The organism is Streptomyces cylindrosporus (assembly GCF_022698165.1).
Taxonomy (GTDB): Bacteria; Actinomycetota; Actinomycetes; order Streptomycetales; family Streptomycetaceae; genus Streptomyces; species Streptomyces cylindrosporus.
In genome coordinates, this window is sequence record NZ_JALDAY010000016.1 from 222,691 (window position 1) to 244,857 (window position 22,167).

Here is a 22,167-nt window from a genome sequence, read left to right on the forward strand (position 1 = left end):
CACGGTACCCGCTGCGAATCGTGAGGCGACACAGGGGACACCGAAACCCCAGGTGGCCAGCCTTTCACGGACCGGCGCCGGGTGAAGGCGCGCTGTGGAGAAGCTCTGTGAAGATGCGGGGGCGGCCGTACACCTGGTGGACCGGCCTCCCGTGGCGCAGGGCATAGTAGGGGCCTGCGGGGCCGGAGAGGCCCGCTGTGCAGGACAAAACGGGAGAAACGGGGACCATGGCCAAGCGTCAGGACGAGCTCGCCGCCTACAACTTCGCTCGCAAGCGCACCGTCGCGGCCTTCCTGGCACCGTCGCCGGGCGGTTCGGAGGAGGGCGCGCCGCGGCCCATGCGCACGGTGACGCCGAGTCTGGCGCTCGGCGTGGTCCTGGTCGTCGGCTTCATCGCCTGGGGCGTGATCAAGCCGACGGCGCCCGCGGGCTGGGACAAGCCCGGCGAGTACATCATCGTCGACAGCGACTCCACGACGCGCTACGTCGTCCTCAACGACAAGACGTCGAGCGGCAAGAAGGTCCCGACGCTGCACCCCGTCCTCAACTACGCCTCGGCCAAGCTCCTGTTGGACAAGGGCAAGGGCAGCGTGCTGGAGGTCTCCGGCAAGGAGATCGACAAGAGCGGCATCGCGCACGGCGCGACCCTCGGCATCCCGTACGCGCCCGACCGGCTGCCCTCCGCGGACGACGCGCAGAAGACGAAGACCTGGGCGGTGTGCGAGCGCCCGGCCGAGGGCTCGGACGACGCCATCTCCCGCGCCGTCTTCGTCCTCGACGCCGACGACGCCAAGACGCTGGCCGGCCCGGGCAAGGTGGACTCCCGCGAGGCCCTGTACGTCGTCGACAAGAAGACCGGGCGGGAGTACCTGGTCGACGGCAAGGGCAACGCCTTCCTGCTGGGCGGCACCACGCCGCTCGACGACACGACCATGCAGCAGCTGAAGTCCGCGGTCATCGGCGGCCGGGCCGAGGCGCAGCCGGTGAGCCAGGAGTGGCTGAAGACCCTCAACTACGACGGGGTCATCACCTTCCCGACGGTCCCGGACGCCGGTGCCGCGACCTCGGTCCAGGGACTGCCCGCCGAGGCGGGCAAGGTCGGCCAGGTGGTCAAGTCCCAGGACGCCCAGGGCGAGGGCTACTTCGTCGTGCTCAAGGACAAGGTCGCCGCGATCACCCCGTTCGTCGCCGCCCTCCTCATGGCGTCGCCGGACGCGGTCGGCACCTCCGCCGTCGAGGTCCCGTCCCAGACGATCTCGGCCGCGAACGGCGGTGCCGCGGAGTCCTTCTACGGCGACAAGGGCTGGCCCCAGCAGGTACCGCGACAGGCGAACCCCGCCGCCGCGACCGGCACGGGCGAGGCCCGTACCACTTCCTGCAGCGTGTACGACGGCACGATCGGCGCGGACAAGAAGCCGGAGCTAGCCGCCTGGGCGGGCACGGCGTTCCCGAAGCGGGCCGTCTCCAACTCGCTGAGCGCGTACGTCTCTTCGGGCTCCGGCCTGCTCTTCCGCGAGGTCTCCGGCACGGCGGTGGGCGGCGGTGCGACGTACCTGCTGACCGACACGGGCCTGCGGTACGCGCTGCCGGCGAACAACGACAGCGAGGCGGCGGCGAGCGGCACGGACACGTCGTCCTCGTCGTCCTCGTCCTCGTCGGGTGACGCGAGCGAGACGGACAAGGCGCGTACGCGACTGGGGTACGAGGACGTCTCCAACCCCGCGGTGGTGCCGCAGACATGGGCGACATTCATCCCGAAGGGCCCGACTCTGGACACCGGCAGCGCGGCGCAGGAACAGAGCCAGTGAGTCGGTGAATCGGTGAGTCGGTGAAGCCGTTGACCCGTCAACGGACGGGTCAGCAGGGGCACTTGAGGGTAAGACGGCCTGTGGGTCACAAGTCGATCGCTCAAGTGTGTGAGCCGTGTAACTGATTGGTCCTGTCTGTGGATGAGTGACAGGCTGACGATAGAGTGTTTGCAGCGCTCAACGGTGCGAAGTCTTCCGGGCACCAGGCAGGGTTTCGGTTTCCCGGATCCATCAACACGAACGACGACATGGGGGAAGGTCAACATGGCCGGCCAGTTCCGGGTAACAGAGGACGAACTCACCAAGCTCTCCAATGACATCAACACGGTCAACGGGCAGCTGCAGGGCGAGATCCGCCGTCTCAACGGAGTGATCGAGCAGATCGCGGGTGGCTGGAAGGGCCAGGCGGCCACGTCGTACCACCAGCTGCAGGAGCGCTGGAACGCGGACGCGAAGAAGATGAGCGACATCCTCAACGACATCAAGGAAGCCGTGGACTCCACGCGGAGCAACTACTCCGCGTCGGAAGAGCAGCAGAACTCCGAGATCAGCAAGATCATGTCGGACTTCGGCTGACAGAGCCGGATCACCGAACTCGCCACACGCTTCCCAGCTTGATGTCTTCCTGATCACTTCCTGATCACTTCCTGAAAGGGAATGACGATGTCGATCCTCGTCAATTACGCGACCATCACCAACGCCTCCACGGACGTGCGCAGCACCGCCGGCCGTATCAAGCAGCAGCTCGAGGACCTCGAGGCCTCGGTCAAGCGCGTCGCCGCCACCTGGGAGGGTGAGGCGCAGGAGGGTTACCAGCGCAAGCAGCGCGAATGGGACCAGACCGCGCAGGACCTGCACTCGACCCTGCTGAAGATCTCGACCGCCCTGCAGAACGCGGCCGAGAACTACCAGTCCACCGAGAAGAGCAACGCCGCGACCTGGGGCTGAGCCCGCCGGCGACCCGAGGGACCTAAGGGACCTGAGATGAAGAGAATCGGCCCAGCGGACGCCAACGCGACCGCTGGGCCGACCTCTGCTTCGGGGTCGTACACAGCAATTCCGGCAAATCTTCACATTCGTTATCGGTACGTCCGTCATTGGTACGTCGAGGAAGCCCTGGGGGCCTGGACATGAGGGGCCTGAACGTGAAGGGCCACAGCGCCCGTTCGCGTAGCCGCGCCGGCAAGAACACGGCAACCCGCCCGTTGCAGCGGGTGTTCGGCGTGCTGGCGGCGGCCGGGATCAGCGTGGTGACGGCACTGCCGGCCCAGCCCGCACTGGCGGACACGGGCAGCTCCGGGGGCGCGGGCAAGGGCGCGGACTTCGGTCTCGCCGCGAGCACGGAGTGCGTCTTCGGCGGCGACGTCATCAAGTCGACGCCGTGGTCGCTCCAGCGCATCCTCCTGGACCAGCTCTGGGCTCAGGCGACGGGCAAGGGCGTCACGGTGGCGGTGATCGACACGGGCGTCGACGCCTCCAACCCCCAGCTGAGCGGTGCGATGGCGACGGGCAGCAAGTCGTACGTCGGCGGCTCCGGCACCCAGGACCTGGAGGGCCACGGCACCCGGGTGGCGGGCATCATCGCGGCCCGCCCGATCAAGGGCACGGGCTTCGAGGGCATCGCGCCGGACGCCAAGATCATCTCGTACCGCTACACGGGCGGCGAGGAGAAGCAGGGCAACTCGGGAACGATGTCCCAGGCGATCCGGGCGGCGGTTGCGGCCGGCGCTCGCATCATCAACATCTCCTCGGACACGGCGAACAAGAAGCCGGACGCGACGCTGGAGAGCGCCGTGTCCGATGCCGTGAACGCGGGCGCCTTGATCGTGGCGGCGGCCGGCAATGACGGGGCGGACGGCAAGTCGGCGGACACGTACCCGGCGTCGTATCCGGGCGTGCTGGCGGTGGCGGCGTCCGACCGCAACGACGAACGCGCGTACTTCTCGCAGTCCGGCGATTTCGTGGACGTGGCGGCCCCGGGCGTGGACATGGTGTCGACGGTCCCGAAGGGCGGCCAGTGCACGGCCGACGGCACGAGCTTCGCGGCACCGTACGTGGCGGGGGTCGCAGCCCTGCTGAAGGAGAAGCACCCCACGTGGAAGGCGGCCCAGATCGCCACCCGGATCGAGGAGACGGCACAACGGACGGGCCGCGGCCCCAACCGCTTCATCGGCTGGGGCGTGGTGGACCCGGTGGCAGCACTGTCCGACGACTCGACCCCGGCGTCTTCCCCGACCCCGGACCCGGTGGTGAAGGCCGGGGCCGGCGGGGCCGTGCCCATGGCAGTGACCATGGGCGAGAGCGAGGCGGAACGGCAGCGACGGACGGCCATCTACGTCCTGGGGACCGGGTTGGCGCTGGTGTTGGTGGTTGCGGGGAGCGGGGTGGCTGTGCGGGACTGGCGTGGGCGACGGGTTGGACGGGCCGGGCGATGACGCGGCCATTGAGTGCTGCTGACAACTTGAGTTACAGGGGAGAGGACAACGGGGTATGAGCAACGGAATGCGGGTTGATCTGAGCGCGCTGGATGAGGTTATCCGGAAGCTCAACGGCCTTCTCTCGGACATGGACAAGGCCAACACGAAGGCCAAGTACGAGACGGACATCCCGAGTACGGCGTTCGGCAGCGCGAAGTTCTTGGAGTCCAATGAACTTCACGACGCTCACCAAAAGCAGAAGACCAGGATCGAGAACATCATCAAGGCCCTGCACGGGCTGATCGACGACTTCGGCTCAAGCACCTCGAAGGTCAGAGACAAGTACAGCAACCAGGAGCAGGCGAACTCGCAGGGTGTGAGTACTACTTCCAAGGGTTCGATCAACTAAGCGGTTCGGCGACCGGTCACTGACGGAGGGGATGTTCAAGAATGTACGGCTACGGTTACACGCCGACTGCAGAGCAGATCGAGGCTCAGCAGCAGGCAGAAAAGCAGCGGATCAAGGACAAGCACGACGAAAAGCTAGAGTCGCTCCCAAACGGGGGTATGGGTGGGCCGGATCGCAGCAAGCTCGACACGCCCTTCATGAAGATGGGTATCCCCGAGCTGCGATCCATGATCCTCGACGCGGATCCCAACCGTATCTACGAGGTCAGCCAGCACTGGAAGTCGGTCCATAACATCCTGTCCGGTGGCGACGGCGATGGCAAGACCGGCGGTGTGGACTCGGTCTCCGCGAAGGACAGTGTCGCGGGCATGATGCAGAGCGCTGTGGAGAATGTCCTCGAACATTGGGAGGGCGACGCGGCCGAGGCGTTCCGCAAGAAGGCCAACGAGATTATGGGAAACATTCGGACCGGAGCCGCGTGGGCCAACCACTACGGCGAAATCATGCACGCCGTTCAGAATGACCTGCGCAACTCAATGGCCAAGATGCGCGACGTCAACGAGCCTTCCGGTTGGGACAGGGCTTGGGACAAGCTCACGGACGACAATCGTAGCGATGAGCAACTGCTGGCCGACATCAACAAGGGCGTGAGTACCGATGCCGCCCGCCAGGCGAATGCGGACTCGTTGTCGAAGGGCAAGGAAGAGCAGCTGAAGGGGGTGGCAATCATGGAGCAACTTGGGGTCAATTACAAGGTCTACGCCAAGCCGCCCGGCGGAATTGACGATCAGAAGGACATCTTCTCGCCTCCGAATCCGCAAACACCGATGCCCACACCCATTTCCATGCCGTCTTCCGGTAGTTCAAGTCCAGGGAGTGGGAGCTATACCGCCAAGCCGTGGAGTGCAGGGCCGACGGCAAACATTAAGCCGACGCCCACGGTGCCCCGGGACCCGGGAATCACAGGAGGCTCCCAGCTGCCGACGACCAAGACGAGTCTCCCAACAACCGGGACGAACGTGGACAGCATTTCTCCCTTGCCTGGGAGCGGTGCTGGTACGGGCGTTGGCGGAGCCGGCGCAGGTGTTGGTGGTGGGTTCGGTACTGGTGGAGCGCAAAGCCCCGGCATCGGAGCTGCTGGCGGAACTGCCGGTCTTGCCGGCGGTGCCGCTGGCGGCATTGGAGCCATGGGCGGGCGCGGCGGGCTTACCGGTGGAGCGGCGGCAGGCCGTGGTGCCGGAGGCAGAGCTGGTATGGGCGGCATGGGCGGTGGACTCGGTGCAGCTGGCCGCGGCGGCGCCAGCGCCGGTGGTCGTGGAGCCCTCGCGAGGGCCCGTGGTGGCGTGGTCGGCGCGGCCAAGGGGGTCGGCAAGGGTGCTGGTGGCGGTGCGGGCTTGCACGGCAGCCGAGGTGGAACGCAGGCAGGTGCAGCCGGCGCGGGTGGCAAGGGCCGACGGTCTGAGAAGGAGAAGAACCAGGGCGACCGTCCCGACTACCTGGTCGAGGACGAAGAGACCTGGGTCTCGGAAGAGGACCGCAACCGGAACGTGCCGCGAACCATCGAGTAAACGTACAAGTGGGCCGGACGGAAGGTTGTGGTTCGCCCACGTATAGGGTTGGTGTGGCCAGCCATAGCTGAGTGAGGAGCGAGGAATTGGGTTTCAAGCAAGTCTTGTCCACGACAGGAGTCGTGGCTTTGACGGGAGCCGTGCTCCTCACCTCAGCGCCAATTGCGGCAGCGGATCAAGTCCGAGACGCCCAGTGGCCTCTGACGGCTTATGATGCCGCGAAGGTCTGGAAGACCTCTCAAGGTGCAGGGGTTACTGTTGCTGTAGTTGACTCAGGTGTGGACGCCAGTCTTCCAGACCTGACCGGACAGGTTTTGCCAGGTAAGGACTTCACCGGGCAGGGCAGTCCTCATCAGGATGACAACGGGCACGGCACGGGTATGGCCAGTCTTATCGCTGGCCATGGACATGGGGCGGATGGTTCGGCGGGTGTAAAAGGCCTTGCCCCCAAGGCAAAGATCCTTCCAGTGCGTGTAAGTTCAGGCAAGAGCGATAAGTACATTGACGATTGGGGCGCTGGAGTTCGCTACGCAGTGGACCAGGGTGCCTCGGTAATTAATCTATCGTTCAATGACTCTTCCGCCTACCCTGGATCAAAGGCTGCCGAAGCGATCGCTTATGCGCAAGAAAAGGGCGCTGTGGTTGTTTCGGGCACGGGCAACGACGCGGGGACTGTGAATTACCCGGCCGCCCTACCGGGGGTTGTCGCTGTGTCTGCTGTGGACCAGGATCTTAACTTCTGGTCTAAATCAAACACTGGGAACGTAACCGTCGCAGCACCTGGTGTGCGAACCCCGCAGGCTGACCCGACTAGCAGCAGTGGCTACGTTGTGGCCGATGGAACCTCTGGTTCCACAGCCTACATCTCGGCCATTGTCGCCCTCCTTCGATCCAAGTACCCCGATCTGACTGCAGGCCAGATCATCAACCGCCTGGTCAAGTCGGCGTCCTTCGTCAACTACAAGGACAAGAAGGCCCCCGACAAGGAACTCGGCTACGGCATCGCCCGCCCAGGCACAGCGCTGACGATGGACATCCCCAAGGGCCCCAAGGAGGGCCCCCTCGCCCAGGCGTCCCCGTCAACGTCCACGAATTCGGGTACCGCTTCCGGGGACAACGAAAGCACGAGCGCGGCCAAGGAGAAGAGCGACTCTTCCTCCGGCAGCACTCTCCTCATCGTCGGCATCGCAGCCGCCGTGATCGTTATCGGCATCGTCTTCGCAGTGATCCGCAGCCGTCGCAACGGCAGCGGAAATGGTGGCCCCGGCCCCGGCGGCGGAACCCCCTCCCATGGCGCCGGTTACCCGCCCCAACCCCCCACGAGCTACCAGCAGTACCCCAACACACCTCCCAACCCGGGCGGCTACCCCACACCTCCGGGCCAGCCCCCGCAGCACCACAACCCCTACGCCCAATAATCCCATTCCGGGCAACAGGAGTAGTCCGGCCGCATCCGCTGTGGGTGCGGCCGTTCCGTTGCCATGCCCCCTCAGGCCGGTGACGCCTCGCCGAGCTCGTTCATCCGCGAGCGTGCGGCAGTGTTGTGTTGCGTCGGCGAATCGCAGGGCAGCGAACCAGTTCTAGAACGAGAAAGGTGTCTTCCGCAATGGGCGCCATCGCTCTTGTCATCGGAGTAATCGGCTTCGGAATCGTGGCCGTCACTGTCATTACCGTCGTGCTGACCCGCAGCCGACGGAGCGCTGGCCGTACCACTGGGCCAAGCTATCCGTCATCACAGTCTGCGTATCCATTCACTCAACCGCCGTACCCTCCGTCAGCCCCAGGCCAGGGAAACTTCACTCCTCCGGGGAATCCGCAGGAGTGGCCCAACCCCTATACTCAGCAACCCCCGTACCAGGGCTAGTAGTAGGCGCGCTCTCCCTCAATGTCTACCGCGCTACGATCCTGCTGCGAGTGGATTACCTGTTGAGGGAAATCCTTCACCCCTTTCATGGTTCAGCTTCACCCCTTTAATGGTTCAGACGTAAAAATAGTACTGGAGACGGTGATGTCCGACGGCGGAACGTCATTCTATGATCCTGACTCGGGGCGCAAGCTGGCTCGCAAATTTGAAATGCAGGCCTACGACCTGAGGGCGTACCTGAAGGAGTTCTCCGAGAAGACCGGTGAAGAAGCCATCACTGATGGATTTGGTGTACTGACGGAATCTGAAGAGGTGACTTCCGCCTACATCGGATACTCCACGGATGTTGCTGCTGCGATGAAGGTCGTCCATGAACATTTGGACAGGATCGCGGACGCCTTGCGGAAGGTGAACCGCAATACTGAAGTGACAGACGATGACGTAGCCGTTCTCTTCGGGAAGAATGACGGTGCCGGACAGTGAGTGGAAATGAATCGGTAGCCGAGGAGATCATTGAGCTCGGTATCGAAGTGATCAATCCCGGCGGACGTCCGGATGTGCTAGAAGACGCAGCGAAGGCATGGCGGAAGCTCCAATCGGACGTTGAAAGCCTCGTCAGGGATCTCGACAAAGAAGTCAAGAGGACCGTCGGACACACATGGCGCGGTGAGGCGGCTGATGCTTTCGAAAAACACTGGGAGGTGTTTTCGGCTGCGGTCCTTGATGCCACGGATGACTTCGACAAAGCCGCCAAGGGCCTTGACGATGCCGCGAAGAGTATTCGTGAGGTAAACGAAGAGATTCACGACATCTACATCGAGATCGGGATTTCCGTCGGAGTATCGGTGGGGATGTCATTTCTCACGCTGGGCGTCTCGGCGGCGGCCGGTACGGCACGGGTGACCATGTTGGTCACAAGGGCCATCGATGCTGCAGGACGACTAGGGAAACTGCTGAGGATCATCGCGGAGTCTTTTCGTTGGCTATATAACTCCGGAAAGGCCGGAAAGCTCCTGGCCGACGGCATGCTGAACTGGGTCGGCGGCACCGCAGGTGGAATGGCCACGAGCCAACTCAGTGGCAAGGGGTGGGAACTTGAGACGAACATGGTTGGAGGTCTGACGGGCGCTACGGTCGGGACCGTAGCGGGTAAGGCCGCGACCGCGCTCGGCGGTGGAGACATCATCAGTGGGATGGCTGGTGGCGCAGCTGGAGGGATGTCGGGAGACTATCTGGACTCCGTGCGTAAAGGCGAGGACTTCGACATCAGGCAAGGTCTCGTCACCGGTATCACTGGAGCCGCTTCTGGCGGGATCGGTGGTGGGGCGAGGGTCGTCGACAGGGGCTTCGATGACATGGCCCGAGGTCTGAAGAACGACAATGATTTCGTCTACAGTGCGGATCGACCGGAGCACCAACAGGCCGGAATCGACGCTGGTTTCGGTGCCTCGACCCCAGTAGCGGGGGGAGTTTCTGCGAACACCGCCAAAGATGGTTTCGAGGGCGTGGACAAGAATGCGGGAGAGGCCCAGAAGGCTGCTGGCAGAGGCGTGACGGGGAACCACCAGTCGGCGACGGACCGGATTCGCGAGGATTTCGGCTAATGCTTATGAGGAAACAGCCGGTTGGTGTCATTAAGATTCGAGTGGTCGAGACACTGTGTGCAACCCTGGGTTTCCTGGTGGTAACGTCGGTTCCGGCTCTATGGCTGTTCAGTAGGGATCCCGAGTCGCGCAGGCAAGCGATCCTGGCCGCTTTGGGCTTCGCCATCGTCTGCGTGGTAGTGCTCGTTGTGTGCCAGCGTCGTGCCGGAGGTTGGCGACCATTCAGTGAGGTCGCCAGGGAAGAAACCTCCAAGCTGATTCAGGGGGATCGGCAAAGGGGTGGTGAATCCCCCGAGTTGCCGAGTACTTTGCCTTCCCGCCGGTGTCAGCAACAGCGTACCCTTTTTTGGGGTCTGAGCCTGTGCACGGCGATAATTGGTGTAGTCGCCCTGGCGGCAGGAACGCCTCAGCGATCAGCGTTGGTACAGCGCCTCCATGATGCCGGCGCTGAATTCTCTTCGGTCCGGGTGGAAAAAGTGAGCGATGTGCGCCAACTGTCGCGTAGTGGCAAGGACCCCTATGTGGCAACGGTAGTCGTTCAACTTCCGGATGCAGCAGCGGGTGAGTTCGTATATGCGACCGTCAAAACGGAAACTTATGATCGCCTATACGCGGGTGATCAAGTGGAAGTCCTCTATGCGCCCACTCAACCGCGGTTGGGTGCCATTGCAGGAGATGAGCGCAAACTTGGTCCGGAACTCCGTGGGGAAACGATGCCCGCGTACCTTCGGTGGGGTTGCATCGTTTTGTGGGTGCTAGGTGCTTTGAGTGTGCTCAATGTTGTCTCGCGGAAACATGGATTTCGTGGTTTCTCTCGAATGGGCGATGGGGACAGGGCTGTCCGCGGTCGCTACGTGAGAATAGGGCAGTACCACCATGAGGGCGCTGGAGGGGAAGGTGAGCCGCGTAATGGAAAGTACCTTGAGATCCACACCGATGTTGGGCGTATTCCCTTTCTCGCGGACGTAGCGGATCACGGGTTGCCAGAGGACGTGCTGGGTCATGAAGTCTGGTTGTGTTGGGATGCGCGTCGAGGGTCACAGGGCGGGCGTTTCTCTGCGGAAAGGACGCCGGCGGCGCTCGTCTTCGATAGTGGTTGGGTGATTCACGGAATGCTTAATGTCACCAAGGCTGCGGCGTTCAAGGGAGCCGGCACCTCTTTTGAAAAGGCCATTCCCTCGGTGGAAGGGAGCCCGCCGCTGAGAGTCTTGGATCCCCGATCCAATTGGTTGCTGTCCATGTCGCCCTTGCTTTCGAGTCTCTGCGTCGTGGCTACTGTATGCGCTGCCCTGCTGGTGCTCGATCTCGATAACATGTGGCGCTGGGTGGTAGCCGTCGTCGGTCTGTTGTGCCTGATTGCGGCGGCCAACCCACATGTGAGTCTTGCGTCCGATTCGGTCAAGCTGGACTCTCAATAGAGCGATGTTGCTCAGATCGGTGCACCGGGGGCGGGCCGTGCTGGGTTGGTCATGAATAGCGACTTCGGATGGGGACGGAGCCCGTTTATGGATAATCCGCCGAGTGTTCCCGATATTACGCAGGTGCTTAACCACAACCGCACGCTCTTGTATCGGCACATCGCTATGCGTCTTGTGCTTGCCATGACTCTTTTCGCAGTGCCGATCGCGATGCGTTCAGTTGGCTGGGACGCTGCCTTGCCCGCCTTGTGTGCTCCAGCGGCTCTGCTCGTGTTGATATACCTGGTCCTCCGGTTGCGTCACGGGTCGCGCCTCAAGGTGTGCGAGAAGGTGCTGCGCACCTACCCCCTGGAGTACCGCACCCGGGTGTCCAAGAAGGGCACCGAGTGGAAGTACCTCGGCGATGTGCACACCGTCCGCCTGTCGGTTCGAGGCCAGCACGGTGCGCCGTATCTGCGGGCGATCAATGCCTCGACGGTGCGCAGCTGGCCGAAGGGGGCTGAGGACGCTGGTGCATGGTTCGCCGGTGACCTGGCCTTCGGCGGCGTCATGGTCGTACCAGGGAGCAATGACATGCTTTTCGTGCAGCCTGCGGATTGGGAGAAGTACGAGCAGGAGCGTGACCAGGCCGACCCGCAGCGCAAGGCCCGTGCTGAACAGGCCGGTATTTCCAAGCTGTTGGAGAAGGAGCCGCTGATCATGGTGCACGGATGATGCGTGTCTTGGGCAGGGTGTGTGGCGGCATCCTCGCTCTTGTTGTCGGCTTCTGGTTCGTTACCGCGACTGGCGACCTTGCCCTGGCCGCAGGTCTCTACGGCACCCCTGGGACGTACAAGGTGGACAGCTGCGTAGACACGAGCAACACCCGTAAGGACTCCGACTACGACTGTTACGGGGAGTTCACGCCGGACGGCGGTACCGACAGCGATGCCGTCTCGGTGAAGCTCAAGGACACAGGGCACGATTACCCGGACGGCACTGAGTTCGACGCGCGACAGGGAATCGAGCCCGAGACCATTCAGCGGGTCGGGTTCTGGGGTGTCGTCGGTGAGCTCTGGCAGGTCGGGATCTGTATGGCGGTTCTGGCGGGCCTTGGGTATCAAGCGGTCAAGCCACGCGGGCAGTCCCGGCGTCGGGAAGACCACCGCCGGGAGCCTTCGCGACGTCAGAAGGTGGCCGATCGGATCGGCTATGCCGTCGTAGTCGCGATCTCCGTGGGCATCCTGAGTTGGATTGCCATGGCCGCAGAGCCGACCCCGTAGATGCGGATGTGCTCTGCGACAGCGGGGGGGCGTCATCACCTGCGGACGCCAGTCATATCATCGAGGGCTCGTAGAGGCCGCCTGATGGGGGACAGGTTCGGAGCTCGGCAGGAATTCGCCATGCCTTATGGGGCCTCGTAGGCGGATTTACCCATGCCCATGTCGCGGTGCGCAGCGTGTCTGCTCCTTCCGCACCGCCCGGGCGCTCGCGTCCGGCTCCGTACCCTGTGCCGAAGACACGGATCCAGGAGGACTTCGGATGAGCGTCGGCCAGTACGGCCCACCACAGCCCATCTTCGAGCCGCCTCTGTTCGGCGGCGGCTCCCATGTGCCGTTGATCGCGCCGTGGCTGCAGCCGCACGAGAGTCTGTTCGGGATCGTCGAGGTGAGGTTGAGCAGTGTGATCCGCCGCTCCCTGCCCCGCAAGCTGCGGGCCGGCAAGGAGTGGAGGGGTGCGCGGGGCGTGGTGGGGCGCGCCTTCGAAGGCGTCGTCTCGGTTGCGGAAGCCTTCGAGTTCTTCGACTTCGGCATCATCCGCAGGATCCGACGCATTGTGCGGGGAGCCGGTCTCAAGGGCGGATGGCAGAGCGTGGCCGGACAGTTCGTGATCGCTGTGCGCACCGGGCCCGACCCCTCAAGCAGCCGCTACGACAACGAACGGGCGCTGATGGTCTTCACCGACCGCAGGATCGTGCTGATGTGCGCGGTTTCCATGCGGAACGAGAAGCCCCTGTTCGGCAAGCTGCCGCCAAGAATGCAGGTGAGCAGAAGGGAGGCCCGGTGTCTGGGCGAGATCCCGCCGGGACAGCTCCGAGGTGTTGCCACGCGGCACAATTGGCTCTCGGGCCGGGTGGACATCCACTTCGCCGACGGCTCCTTGGTTGCGCTCGAACTGTCAGAGAAGGATGCCCGGGCTCTGGAGGCGTTGAGTCAGGGCATCGTCCCACCACCACGGTCCTGATCCTCGGAGCCGACGCGAACGTGGCCTTGGCGGGGGTCCGTTAGGCAGTGACGAGGTCGTCAGGGAGTCGGTTCCGCCAGCATGACAGCCCAGCTCAATATGCCCACGGGGACGGTGAAAGGCCTCGCGTTCTCCGGACAGGCATCTGACTGTCCATTTCACGCGGCGATTCGCAACTTCTTGTATTCGGCCGGGAGTTCGCAATCTGGGCATTCCTTGCCCAGTCTTGGCGGACCTGCGGCTCAGTACTGAACCGGCATGGGATCGCGGCCCATGTGCGACGTGCGCAGCGTGTTGACGCTTCGGTCGACCGGCACACCCGGGGGGGCAGCCGGTCAGGGATCGCACGTGCCCGACTGGCTCGCGCACTGCCAGTCGGAGAAACCGTCCTCGGGGTTGCGGACGGCATGATCGAAGCCGATGAGGTCTCGCACAAGGACGAAGGTGAGTGCGATGGCGGCAAGTCCTGCCAACGCAAGCGCGATCCGGAGTACCGGCCTCAACACCCGGCGCTGGCCGGTCTCCTGCTCCGTCGTCCGGTCCCCGGCCCGTCGCGCCCCGCTGCTGGGAGAGTGCTGGCCCTTCATGCGCACGACGTGATCTCCTCGGAGGTGCCGCGGACATTGAAGTCCTGGGCCAGGCCCACGGTGTTGAGGTGGGCGATGTCGGCCTGCTCCATTTCCTGCCCGCCTCCGCCGACGTCGCTTCGGTGCTCGCTGGGGATGCCCCAGTCGTAGCGCTTCTGGACCTCGACCCGGTAGGTCACCTCGCCGTTGTGGACGTAACCCGTCAGCCGGTACTGGAAATGGTTGAGCGCGTAGTACCAATCCGCACTGCTGTGGCCGTCCTTGGGGTCGGGCGCGGTGCTCTGCCACGTGGTGGTGAAGGGGCCGTCCGGGCGGCCGTGGACGTCGTTGCGCAGGGTCCCGTCCACGTCCTTCTGGAAGGCCGGCACCTGGTCCATCAGCACCTGCGGATCGACCTCTACATCCGTGCCGCTGGCGTCCAGGTAGTGCTGGATCAGCCCGGCGGCGTTGGGATAGTCATAGTACGGACTGGCGAAGACCGCGCCGACGTTGTTGAGCTTGTTGCGGGTCTCGCGGTCCTTGGCGTCCGGTTCCGCGATGTTGAACCTGCGGTCCTCGCTCTCGAAGTTGTGGACCGTGCCGAAGGCGATCTTCAGTCGCTTGGCCAGCCACTCGTCGTCATCGGTCGCTTCGTCGAGCACCTTTCGCAGCCGCTTCTGCAGGGCTTCGGCGATGCGCTCGTGCTCTTCGTAGTTCTTGTGCACGTCCGGATCGTCGGGATCGTCGACGACGCACATCTCGACCTGACCGTCCGCGCTGATCGTCATGCCCTGTTCCAGTGCCTGCCGCTGGATCTCCTGGGCCTTGAGCTGGCGTTCCCGCAGATTCTTAGTCCCGCCGGTGCCCTTGGTGCCGTCGGCCTCCGTGTCGATGTAGTCCCGCAGCGCCCGGACCTCTTTGTCCAGGGCGTCGATGTCCATCTGGACGCGGTCGCAGAACTCCTGCGCCCGCTCACCGGCCTTGCCCTGCCAGTGGTCCTGGTGCAGCTTTCGGACCACTCCGTCGTGGAACTCCGTACGGGCGTCCTTGATCTTGCGGTGTATGGCGTTCCAGTCGTCGGCGAACGTCTCCAGCGCGTTGACGTCGAGCTCCATGAGCTGCTGGAAGGTGACCACGATGCTGTTGCCTCCGGCTCAGCGGAACGGGTTCGGGGCGTGCCGGTCGGCGAACTGCGAGGCGGTCGCGACCTCGTTGCGGTCGTACGCGTCCGCACTGTCGCGGAAGTTCTGCGCGGCCTCGTCCAGGCGGTCCGTGACGACCTTGAGCAGGGCCTCCCAGCGGCGCTGCATGTCATCGATGCTGCCGACGAAGGACCAACCGGCCGCCGCCTTCGCGAGATCGCCGTCGGCGTCCTCGGCCGCGCCCCTGGTCTTGCGGATGATCTCCGACGTGCTGTCGCAGACATCGGCCCTGTCCCGCAGGAAGGACGAGCTGACGCCGACGTCAGGGTCACCGCCCCACACCGGTGGCGCGGGCGGCGGAGGCGTGGGTGTCGGGCCCGGCGAGGGAGATGGCTCGGGCTGCGGCGCGGCGGTCGTGGCTGGTGCCGAGACCTGGGCATACGACAGCCGCGGATCGACCGGTTGACTCATTTCCGACTCCTCCAGAACCGGTCTCCCGGCCCTCACCCCGTACGGAAGGAACGTTCTTGCTCAGCCTAGGCCAGTAGCGGATTGGCATGCCACCGACATCTCGCTGGTCCGCGTGTCGTGGCCCTACCGGTTACGCGAACCTCACGTGAAGAACACCACCAACAAGCTGATCACCAGCCCGATCACCCCCGTCACCCCCATCACATAGATCGTCCGCTGCAACCCCCGGCCAGCCGCCTCCCCCGCCCGCCGCACATCCGCCGGCCCGCCAAACGCGAACCCCGTGGCGACGAAGAACAGCCCCGCCCCCAGCGGCAGCAGCGCGCCGAAGCACCAAGCGGTGCCGAGGGCGATCGCGTGGGTCCAGCCCTGGTCCAACTGGTACGACGCGTCAGAGGACTTGCGGGCCTCCAGGACATGGCCCCGCGTGTACAACGCGTCGCTCTTCAGCTCGGCGTTCAGGTCCTTCGTGCTGCCGTCCGTCGCGGTGAACGTGCCGTAGCACCAACGGGTCCTGGTCTTCTTGCGTGAGCTGCTCGACGAGGACGAGCGGTACTTGTAGGCGACCGTGCACGTCTCCACCGTCAGCTTGCCCGGTGTCGACGTCGCATAGCGGTACGGGCCCAGGAACGCTCCGAGGGCCAGCAGGACCAGGCCGGCCAGGATCAGGCCCGCGCCGATGAGGCGGCCGAGGCCCGGTTGGCCTTCCTGGGTCGCGGCGTCGGGCGCGGAGTTCCCCTGTACTTGTGTCATCGATAAGCCTCGGAATTCTCCGGATTTCTGAATCGGTCGTCGGTTCGGTTCACAAGGCCAGCGCGCAGACCAGTGCCGCCAGCGCGCCCACCGCGAAGACGCCGCCCAGGAGCGGGCCGGTGATGTTCCGGGCCGGCAGGTTCTGCCAGGAAGTCGACAAGGCCGGGCCGCCGCGGGCACCGAAGCCGGTGAGGAGACAGAAGACGCCGAGTGCCGCCAAGGAGAGGCAGAACGCCAGGATCGCCGCGTCGTTTCCCGGGTCGCGGTCCTGAGGTTGTTCGAAGGTGTCGTCCACCCGTATCACCGGGATTTTCGAACCGGATTCGAAACGCGAGGACGTATCCACGGTCACGTCCTCGTACGTGGCTCCGCCCTTTTCCGCTGTCCACGTCCCGGTGCAGCTGAACTTGAGTTCCGTGGTACGTCTGTGCGTGCCGTAGTGGGTCTTCGTGTGCGCTTCGCATGAAGAAACGGTGAGAGTCCCGTCGGTGCCCTCGCCGGCGAGTTCGCTGCGCAGTTCGGGAACGGTCACGGCGGCGACCACCGCGGCTGCCAGGAGGAGTCCCGCGCCGACCAGCCTGCCCACCCACAGGCGCCCTGTACTGCCGTAACGTGCCTGTGTCGTCACCACTGTTGGCCATCCCCCGGGAAACTTGACGATCTCTTGACTGACGGGTTCGCTGGGCTGTGCGCGAGGAGTCTAAGGTATCCGTCTGTCGTCCAATATGAACTGCAGCAAAGGGTCTCGGGGGAGAGCAATGGAGTTCGGCACCTTTGACGTCGACACGACGGTGCTCCGTAAGCAGGGGCAGAACTTCGTCGATCTCGGGGGTGATTTCGCCAAAGCCTCCAAGGGACTTCAGGACACCCTCGAAGGGCTGGGAGAGCCCTGGGCGGACGCCGACTTCGGAGAGGTCTTCGGTCAGGTGTACACGCCGATTCGCGACGGAATCTTCACATCGATGGACAGTCTCGCGAAAAGGCTTCAGCAGATCGGTTACGGCCTTCAGGACATGGCAGGCAACTACGACGCCTCGGACGCGTCGAACATGGGCCTGATGAACGGCCTCTCCGGTCAGCTCTGAATCCCAGTCGACTCTGAATCCCAGTCGACTCCGACTCCCGGCCGACTCTGACTCCCGGCCGACTCCGGCTTGAATCCGCGCTATTGGGGCTATTGGCATGTCGCTCACACTGCCCAGTGAACTCGTCTGGGTGCTCGATCTCCTCGGCTACAGCTGGCCCGAGGCCGACGAAGAAGCACTGCACGAAGTCGCCGAGACCTGGCGGAGTTTCGGCAGGACACTCGAAGAGATCGAGACGAACGGCGCACGCTTCGCCGGTGCCGTCGTGGCTCACAACGCCGGCCAGGCCGTCGACGGCTTCGGCAAGGCCTGGGGCGCGTACACCGGCACGAACGGCGAGGACAGTTACCTCCCCGACGCGAAGACCGCCTGCGAGGTGATCGCCCTCGCCTTCGACGGCGCCGCGATCGCGGTCCTCACGGCGAAGCTCGCCGTCATCGCCCAACTCATCGCCCTGGCCATCGAGATCATCGCCGCCCAGGCCTCCGCCCCCTTCACCTTCGGTCTCTCCGAGGTCGGCGCGCTCGGCGCGACCCAGGCGACCCGGGTGATCGTCCGCGAGCTCCTGGCGAAGCTTCGGAAGGAGGTCATGGAGGCGATCACCAAGGCCATGGAGCACGCCACCATGGACGCCCTGAAGAAGATCGCCAAGGAGCAGCTGGAGAAGATCACCAAGGAGAAGGTCAAGCAGTTCGCCAAGGACAAGATCAAGGAAGAGGCCAAGCAGTTCGTCCAGGAGAAGGTCGTCGACGCGGCCAAGGACAAGGCCAAGGAAGCCGCCGTCGGCATGGCGCAGAACATCGGGCAACAGAGCGTCGAGACCTACTTCGACGCCCGCTCCGGCATCGACCTCGGTGAGACGGCGGACGTCGCCAGGACCGCGGCCGGCGAGTACGTGGCCGGCCTCAAGAACGAGGTAACCGGCGGCGAGGGATCGACCATCGCCGGCTACACGGACGTCGGCGGTCACGTGGACGGTGCCGTGGACGCGGCGACGGAGAAGGTGACCGGGGCGGTCGGGGGCCGCGTCCAGCACGGGGTCGACGCGTTGTCGGGGCACGGTGGCAGCGGCGCCGAGGTGGCCGACGGGGGTGCGTCCGGTGGGCGTGCGGACGCGGCTGCCGCATCGAGCTCCGGTGCCTCGGGCTCCTCGGGCGCCGGCAGCCAGTCGTCCAACAGGGCGGCGGCCACGGCAAGTTCGGGATCCTCGCACTCCTCGGGGAGCGCGCAGGACTGGGCCCGTAGCGAATTCGGCTGATACGGCGGCGGCCTCGGAAGCTGCTGCCCCGCACCGTCCGTCGGTGCCGAGCCGCAGCACTTCACCCCCACCGACACTGAGCCGCACCGCACTGAACCCCCGCCACCACCCAGCCGCAAGCCACCACCCCCACCCCGCCCCCACCGCCAACAACAAGCCCCCGAAAGGACCCTCCCCACCCATGACCGCGGACCGCGAGATCCAGGACGAGGAACTCCTGGGCATCGCCCAGGACCCCGAACAGGCCCTGCGGCTGCGCCGCTCCCTGCGGACCATCGCCGGCGCGGACTCCCTCGACCCCGACCTGCGCGACATGGCGCGTTCGGTGCTGAGCGGGCGCGTCGACATCAAGGACGCCGTTCAGGACCCGCGGTACACCGAGGCCGTGTTCCAGCGGCTGCACGAGATGCGACGGGCGGCCGAGGAGCAGTCGTACGCCGAACAGCAGCGGTCCAAGGCCCAGTTCGGGGACTGGGAGCGGCGCGAGCAGGCGGAGCTGGACCGTGCGCGCGCCGAGAGGGACGCGCCGGTGCACGGGTCCGGCCGGGGCGATCGGCACGCCCGGCGCTGAGCCGTGGGTGACGGCGCCCGCCCTGACGTGGACTTGGTCATGGCAGGAACATGTCGGTTAGGGTGAGCGCCTCGAACTCATGAGTGAGCAGCAGCAACGGGGGTTGCCTTATGGCCACTTGGGTGGACTTGCCATGCCCTGAAGGGCCGTCGGGCCGGGCGTACGGGAGCCGGCATGGCCTCTGACTTCTCCCGGCTGATGAAGCAGGACTTCTCCGATCTCGAAGCCGCGGCCAAGGCCTGGCGCGAGCTGTCGACGACGATGGACTCCCTCACCGACCGCCACCGACGGCAGGTCACCGGCCCGCTGCACGCCTCCTGGAAGGGCGACGACGCCGACGCGGCCCTCTTCTACCTGGAGGACGTCGAGTCGCGGATCGGCGTGGTCGAGACCGAGGCCATGGCCGTCGCCGAGGTCCTGGACACCACGAAGTTCTGGATGGAGGCGGCCCAGACGGACCTGCGCAACGCGGTGCGGCGGGCCGAGGAGGACCACTTCGAGGTCGACGGGGACGGCTGGGTCACTGACCCGACGACCGACGACCTGCCCCGGCAGGACCCCGACGCCAGGCAGATCATCGCCGACCGCAGTGGCCTGCTCGGCGAGCACCGCGCGGCCATCGACAAGGCTCTGGCCGACGCGCACAAGGCGAGCGACGACGGCGCGAAGGCCCTGGCCGGTCTGGACGGCGACATCCTCACGGACCCGTTGAGCCATGACGCGGCGGCCGAGTCGGCGCAGGACGTCAAGGACGCGATGAAGGCCATCGGCGTTCAGGGCCCGCAGATCCCCGAGGACGACCCGAAGGCCGCCGCCGAGTGGTGGAAGGCGCTCAGTCCCGAGGAAAGGCAGACCTACACCACGCTCTACCCGAAGGAGATCGGCGCCACCGACGGCCTGCCGACGGACGTACGCGACGACGCCAATCGCACGGCCCTCGCCCAGGAGCTCAACCTGATCCAGGAGGGCAACTGGGACGAGGGGTTCCCGGGCGAGACCGACGAGACCGTCAACAACCGTCAGAGCAACCTCCTGGTGCTCAACGAGCAGCTCGAAAAGGCGGACGGCGCGCCCAAGGGCAAGGAGCTGTACCTCCTCGGCTACGACTCCAAGGACGACGGCCGGGCCATCATCGCCCAGGGAAACCCGGACACGGCCGCGCACACCGGGATCCTCGTACCGGGCACCAACACGGACATGGAGAGCGTGCCCGGCCAGCTCGAACGCATCGACAGACTGCACAACGCCGCCGACAAGCAGGCCGACGGCGAGAGCGTCGCCATGATCACCTGGCTCGGCTACGACGCCCCGGAGGCGTCCTCGACCGACTTCGACAGCGTCGGCGGTACCGGCCGCGCCGAGGACGCGGCCCCCGACCTGCGTCAGTTCGTGGCGGGCACGCACGCCGCGCACGACGGCTCACCGAGCCACACCACCGTCCTCGGGCACAGTTACGGCTCCACGGTCGTCGGCGCCGCCGCGTCGGGCGGTTCCGGGCTGGGCGCGGACGACGTCGTGGTGGTCGGCAGCCCCGGAATGACGGTGGACAACGCGAGCGATCTCCAGATGGATCCGGAGCACGTGTGGATCGGCGGGGCCGACGACGACGCCGTCATCAAGCACGCCTCCGGCCTCACCCTCGGACCCGACCCGATGTGGCAGGAGTTCGGGGGCAACAACTTCGAGGTCGACACCCATGGGCACAGCGGCTACTGGGACAAGGGCAGCGATTCCCTCGCCAACCAGGGAGCGGTCATCGCGGGCAGACAGCCCACGGAGGTGCCGAAGAGGACCCTGCCGCCGGAGGGCGAAGTCGTCCCCGGTCTGTGACCCCGTTCCGCCACCTGCTCAGCCGTGTGCTTTCCCCTGGAGGCCGTATGTCCCGAAACGACGATCCCAACGCCCCGCTGCCCGGCATGGCAAAGGACGCCGCGACGAAATGGGCCGAGGACTACATCGCGTACGTGGCCGGGCTCGCCGGTGCCGAACTGCTCCCCGACACGGCCCGGGCGCACTTCGAAGCGTGCGTCGGGGCGAACGGCGAGGTGGCCGACGACGGCCGCTACAGCCTCTTCTACTACGTGTACTCGCCCGCCCCCGCCACCGAGCACACCCGCATCGTCCGCGAGCTGCGCGCCGAACTCCCCGAACACGGCTATGAAGTGACGGGTTATCGGGAATTCCAGAGCGCCTACGCCTCGGCGGTGTTCCGCGCCCGCAACACGACGAACGAGTACAGGGTGGAGGCGGAGACGGTCGGTTCCGGCAGAACCAAGCCCCAGCGTTTCTCCTTCGCCGTACGGACGCCGTGCATGCTCCCGCCCGGCGTCGACCAACAGCAGTTCTGAATCAACAGCAGTTCTGAATCAGCAGTTCTGAATCCTTGAGAGGAACACCGAGGTCGACGCCGATGAACTCACTGGCTCGCGGCTCAACGGCATTCGGCCGTACGGCGATTGCGGTCGGCGCCGCTCTGCTCCTGGCGGTCGGCTGCACGTCCCAGGACGACGGCCGCAACGCCCCGCTGCCCCGTATGGCGAAGGACGACGCCTTGAAGTGGGCCAAGGACTCCACCGCCCACATGGCCGAACTCACCGGTGCTGAACTGCTCCCCGACACGGTCAGGGTGAACTGGGAGGAGTGCGTCGGGGAGAACGACGAGGTCGCCGAGGACGGCCGGTACAGCCTCTTCTACTACGTCTACTCCCCGGCCCCCGCCACGGAGCACACCCGCATGGTGCGCAAGCTCCGCAGCGAACTGCCCGGCGAGGGCTACGAGGTGACGTCGTACCGCGAGTTCAAGAGCGCCTACGCGTCCGCGGTCTTCCGTGCCCGCGACAAGAAGAACGACTACAGCGTCGAGGCGGAGACGGTCGGTTCCGGCAAGTCGAAGCCGCAGCGTTTCTCCTTCGCCGTACGCACTCCCTGCCTGCTTCCGCCCGGCGACAAGCAGCAGAAGTTCTGACCGCCCCCCGCACACGAGTAATCGAAACACGAGCAATCGAGAGGA

General features: G+C 65.3%; 24 protein-coding genes. 19 read left to right on the top strand and 5 right to left on the bottom strand.

The window, feature by feature from the left end; genetic code table 11:
• The first annotated feature begins 227 nt into the window (after positions 1 to 227).
• The 13 genes from eccB to MQP27_RS43175 all read left to right on the top strand — a co-directional run bounded on the left by eccB (position 228) and on the right by MQP27_RS43175 (position 13,311).
• Positions 228 to 1,808, top strand: coding sequence for a type VII secretion protein EccB (gene eccB, locus MQP27_RS43115; RefSeq protein ID WP_242775846.1), 1,581 nt, complete (start codon positions 228 to 230; stop codon positions 1,806 to 1,808).
• Between the two features lie 264 nt (positions 1,809 to 2,072).
• Positions 2,073 to 2,384 (top strand): WXG100 family type VII secretion target, encoded by a 312-nt coding sequence (locus MQP27_RS43120; protein WP_242775847.1) that lies wholly within the window; start codon positions 2,073 to 2,075, stop codon positions 2,382 to 2,384.
• A gap of 81 nt (positions 2,385 to 2,465) precedes the next feature.
• Positions 2,466 to 2,756, top strand: coding sequence for a WXG100 family type VII secretion target (locus tag MQP27_RS43125; RefSeq protein WP_242775848.1), 291 nt, complete (start codon positions 2,466 to 2,468; stop codon positions 2,754 to 2,756).
• A gap of 182 nt (positions 2,757 to 2,938) precedes the next feature.
• Positions 2,939 to 4,243: a type VII secretion-associated serine protease mycosin gene (gene mycP, locus MQP27_RS43130; RefSeq protein WP_242775850.1), complete on the top strand. Its 1,305-nt coding sequence runs from the start codon at positions 2,939 to 2,941 to the stop codon at positions 4,241 to 4,243.
• Positions 4,244 to 4,298: 55 nt separating this feature from the next.
• Complete coding sequence (locus tag MQP27_RS43135) at positions 4,299 to 4,634, top strand: hypothetical protein (protein ID WP_242775852.1); 336 nt, start codon at positions 4,299 to 4,301, stop codon at positions 4,632 to 4,634.
• Positions 4,635 to 4,675: 41 nt separating this feature from the next.
• Complete coding sequence (locus tag MQP27_RS43140; protein ID WP_242775854.1) at positions 4,676 to 6,202, top strand: WXG100 family type VII secretion target; 1,527 nt, start codon at positions 4,676 to 4,678, stop codon at positions 6,200 to 6,202.
• Between the two features lie 86 nt (positions 6,203 to 6,288).
• Positions 6,289 to 7,620 carry a S8 family serine peptidase gene (locus MQP27_RS43145; RefSeq protein WP_242775855.1) on the top strand — a complete coding sequence of 444 codons (1,332 nt, stop codon included), beginning with the start codon at positions 6,289 to 6,291 and terminating at the stop codon, positions 7,618 to 7,620.
• Between the two features lie 533 nt (positions 7,621 to 8,153).
• On the top strand, positions 8,154 to 8,549 hold the full coding sequence (locus MQP27_RS43150; protein ID WP_242775857.1) for a hypothetical protein: 396 nt from the start codon (positions 8,154 to 8,156) through the stop codon (positions 8,547 to 8,549).
• Positions 8,546 to 9,670, top strand: a complete 1,125-nt coding sequence (locus tag MQP27_RS43155; protein ID WP_242775859.1) for a WXG100 family type VII secretion target — start codon at positions 8,546 to 8,548, stop codon at positions 9,668 to 9,670. Before MQP27_RS43150 ends, MQP27_RS43155 begins: the two co-directional genes overlap by 4 nt.
• Positions 9,671 to 9,711: 41 nt before the next feature.
• On the top strand, positions 9,712 to 11,088 hold the full coding sequence (locus MQP27_RS43160; RefSeq protein WP_242775862.1) for a hypothetical protein: 1,377 nt from the start codon (positions 9,712 to 9,714) through the stop codon (positions 11,086 to 11,088).
• Positions 11,089 to 11,175: 87 nt separating this feature from the next.
• Positions 11,176 to 11,802: a hypothetical protein gene (locus MQP27_RS43165; protein ID WP_242775864.1), complete on the top strand. Its 627-nt coding sequence runs from the start codon at positions 11,176 to 11,178 to the stop codon at positions 11,800 to 11,802.
• On the top strand, positions 11,799 to 12,350 hold the full coding sequence (locus MQP27_RS43170; RefSeq protein ID WP_242775866.1) for a hypothetical protein: 552 nt from the start codon (positions 11,799 to 11,801) through the stop codon (positions 12,348 to 12,350). The genes MQP27_RS43165 and MQP27_RS43170 overlap by 4 nt, the downstream gene beginning before the upstream one ends.
• A gap of 259 nt (positions 12,351 to 12,609) precedes the next feature.
• Positions 12,610 to 13,311, top strand: a complete 702-nt coding sequence (locus tag MQP27_RS43175) for a hypothetical protein (protein ID WP_242775869.1) — start codon at positions 12,610 to 12,612, stop codon at positions 13,309 to 13,311.
• Between the two features lie 335 nt (positions 13,312 to 13,646).
• Here MQP27_RS43175 and MQP27_RS43180 read toward each other — a convergent pair whose 3' ends face one another.
• The 5 genes from MQP27_RS43180 to MQP27_RS43200 all read right to left on the bottom strand — a co-directional run bounded on the left by MQP27_RS43180 (position 13,647) and on the right by MQP27_RS43200 (position 16,871).
• Positions 13,647 to 13,898: a hypothetical protein gene (locus MQP27_RS43180; protein ID WP_242775872.1), complete on the bottom strand. Its 252-nt coding sequence runs from the start codon at positions 13,896 to 13,898 to the stop codon at positions 13,647 to 13,649.
• On the bottom strand, positions 13,895 to 15,013 hold the full coding sequence (locus tag MQP27_RS43185) for a hypothetical protein (RefSeq protein WP_242775874.1): 1,119 nt from the start codon (positions 15,011 to 15,013) through the stop codon (positions 13,895 to 13,897). The genes MQP27_RS43180 and MQP27_RS43185 overlap by 4 nt, the downstream gene beginning before the upstream one ends.
• An 18-nt stretch (positions 15,014 to 15,031) precedes the next feature.
• Entirely contained in the window at positions 15,032 to 15,490 is a 459-nt protein-coding gene (locus MQP27_RS43190; RefSeq protein ID WP_242775877.1) for a hypothetical protein, read from the bottom strand.
• A 141-nt stretch (positions 15,491 to 15,631) separates the two neighbouring features.
• Positions 15,632 to 16,243, bottom strand: a complete 612-nt coding sequence (locus tag MQP27_RS43195) for a hypothetical protein (RefSeq protein ID WP_242775992.1) — start codon at positions 16,241 to 16,243, stop codon at positions 15,632 to 15,634.
• A 49-nt stretch (positions 16,244 to 16,292) separates the two neighbouring features.
• Positions 16,293 to 16,871, bottom strand: a complete 579-nt coding sequence (locus tag MQP27_RS43200) for a hypothetical protein (protein WP_242775880.1) — start codon at positions 16,869 to 16,871, stop codon at positions 16,293 to 16,295.
• Positions 16,872 to 17,001: 130 nt separating this feature from the next.
• On the opposite strand from MQP27_RS43200, the gene MQP27_RS43205 reads away from it, so the two are divergent.
• From MQP27_RS43205 to MQP27_RS43230, 6 genes are all read left to right on the top strand, one after another.
• Complete coding sequence (locus MQP27_RS43205; RefSeq protein ID WP_242775883.1) at positions 17,002 to 17,328, top strand: hypothetical protein; 327 nt, start codon at positions 17,002 to 17,004, stop codon at positions 17,326 to 17,328.
• Between the two features lie 97 nt (positions 17,329 to 17,425).
• Positions 17,426 to 18,586 carry a WXG100-like domain-containing protein gene (locus MQP27_RS43210; RefSeq protein WP_242775885.1) on the top strand — a complete coding sequence of 387 codons (1,161 nt, stop codon included), beginning with the start codon at positions 17,426 to 17,428 and terminating at the stop codon, positions 18,584 to 18,586.
• Between the two features lie 181 nt (positions 18,587 to 18,767).
• Positions 18,768 to 19,157 carry a hypothetical protein gene (locus MQP27_RS43215; RefSeq protein WP_242775888.1) on the top strand — a complete coding sequence of 130 codons (390 nt, stop codon included), beginning with the start codon at positions 18,768 to 18,770 and terminating at the stop codon, positions 19,155 to 19,157.
• Between the two features lie 174 nt (positions 19,158 to 19,331).
• Positions 19,332 to 20,987, top strand: a complete 1,656-nt coding sequence (locus MQP27_RS43220; RefSeq protein ID WP_242775891.1) for an alpha/beta hydrolase — start codon at positions 19,332 to 19,334, stop codon at positions 20,985 to 20,987.
• 47 nt (positions 20,988 to 21,034) lie between these two features.
• Positions 21,035 to 21,505: a hypothetical protein gene (locus MQP27_RS43225; protein ID WP_242775894.1), complete on the top strand. Its 471-nt coding sequence runs from the start codon at positions 21,035 to 21,037 to the stop codon at positions 21,503 to 21,505.
• A 62-nt stretch (positions 21,506 to 21,567) separates the two neighbouring features.
• Positions 21,568 to 22,122: a hypothetical protein gene (locus tag MQP27_RS43230; protein WP_242775897.1), complete on the top strand. Its 555-nt coding sequence runs from the start codon at positions 21,568 to 21,570 to the stop codon at positions 22,120 to 22,122.
• Positions 22,123 to 22,167: the final 45 nt, after the last annotated feature.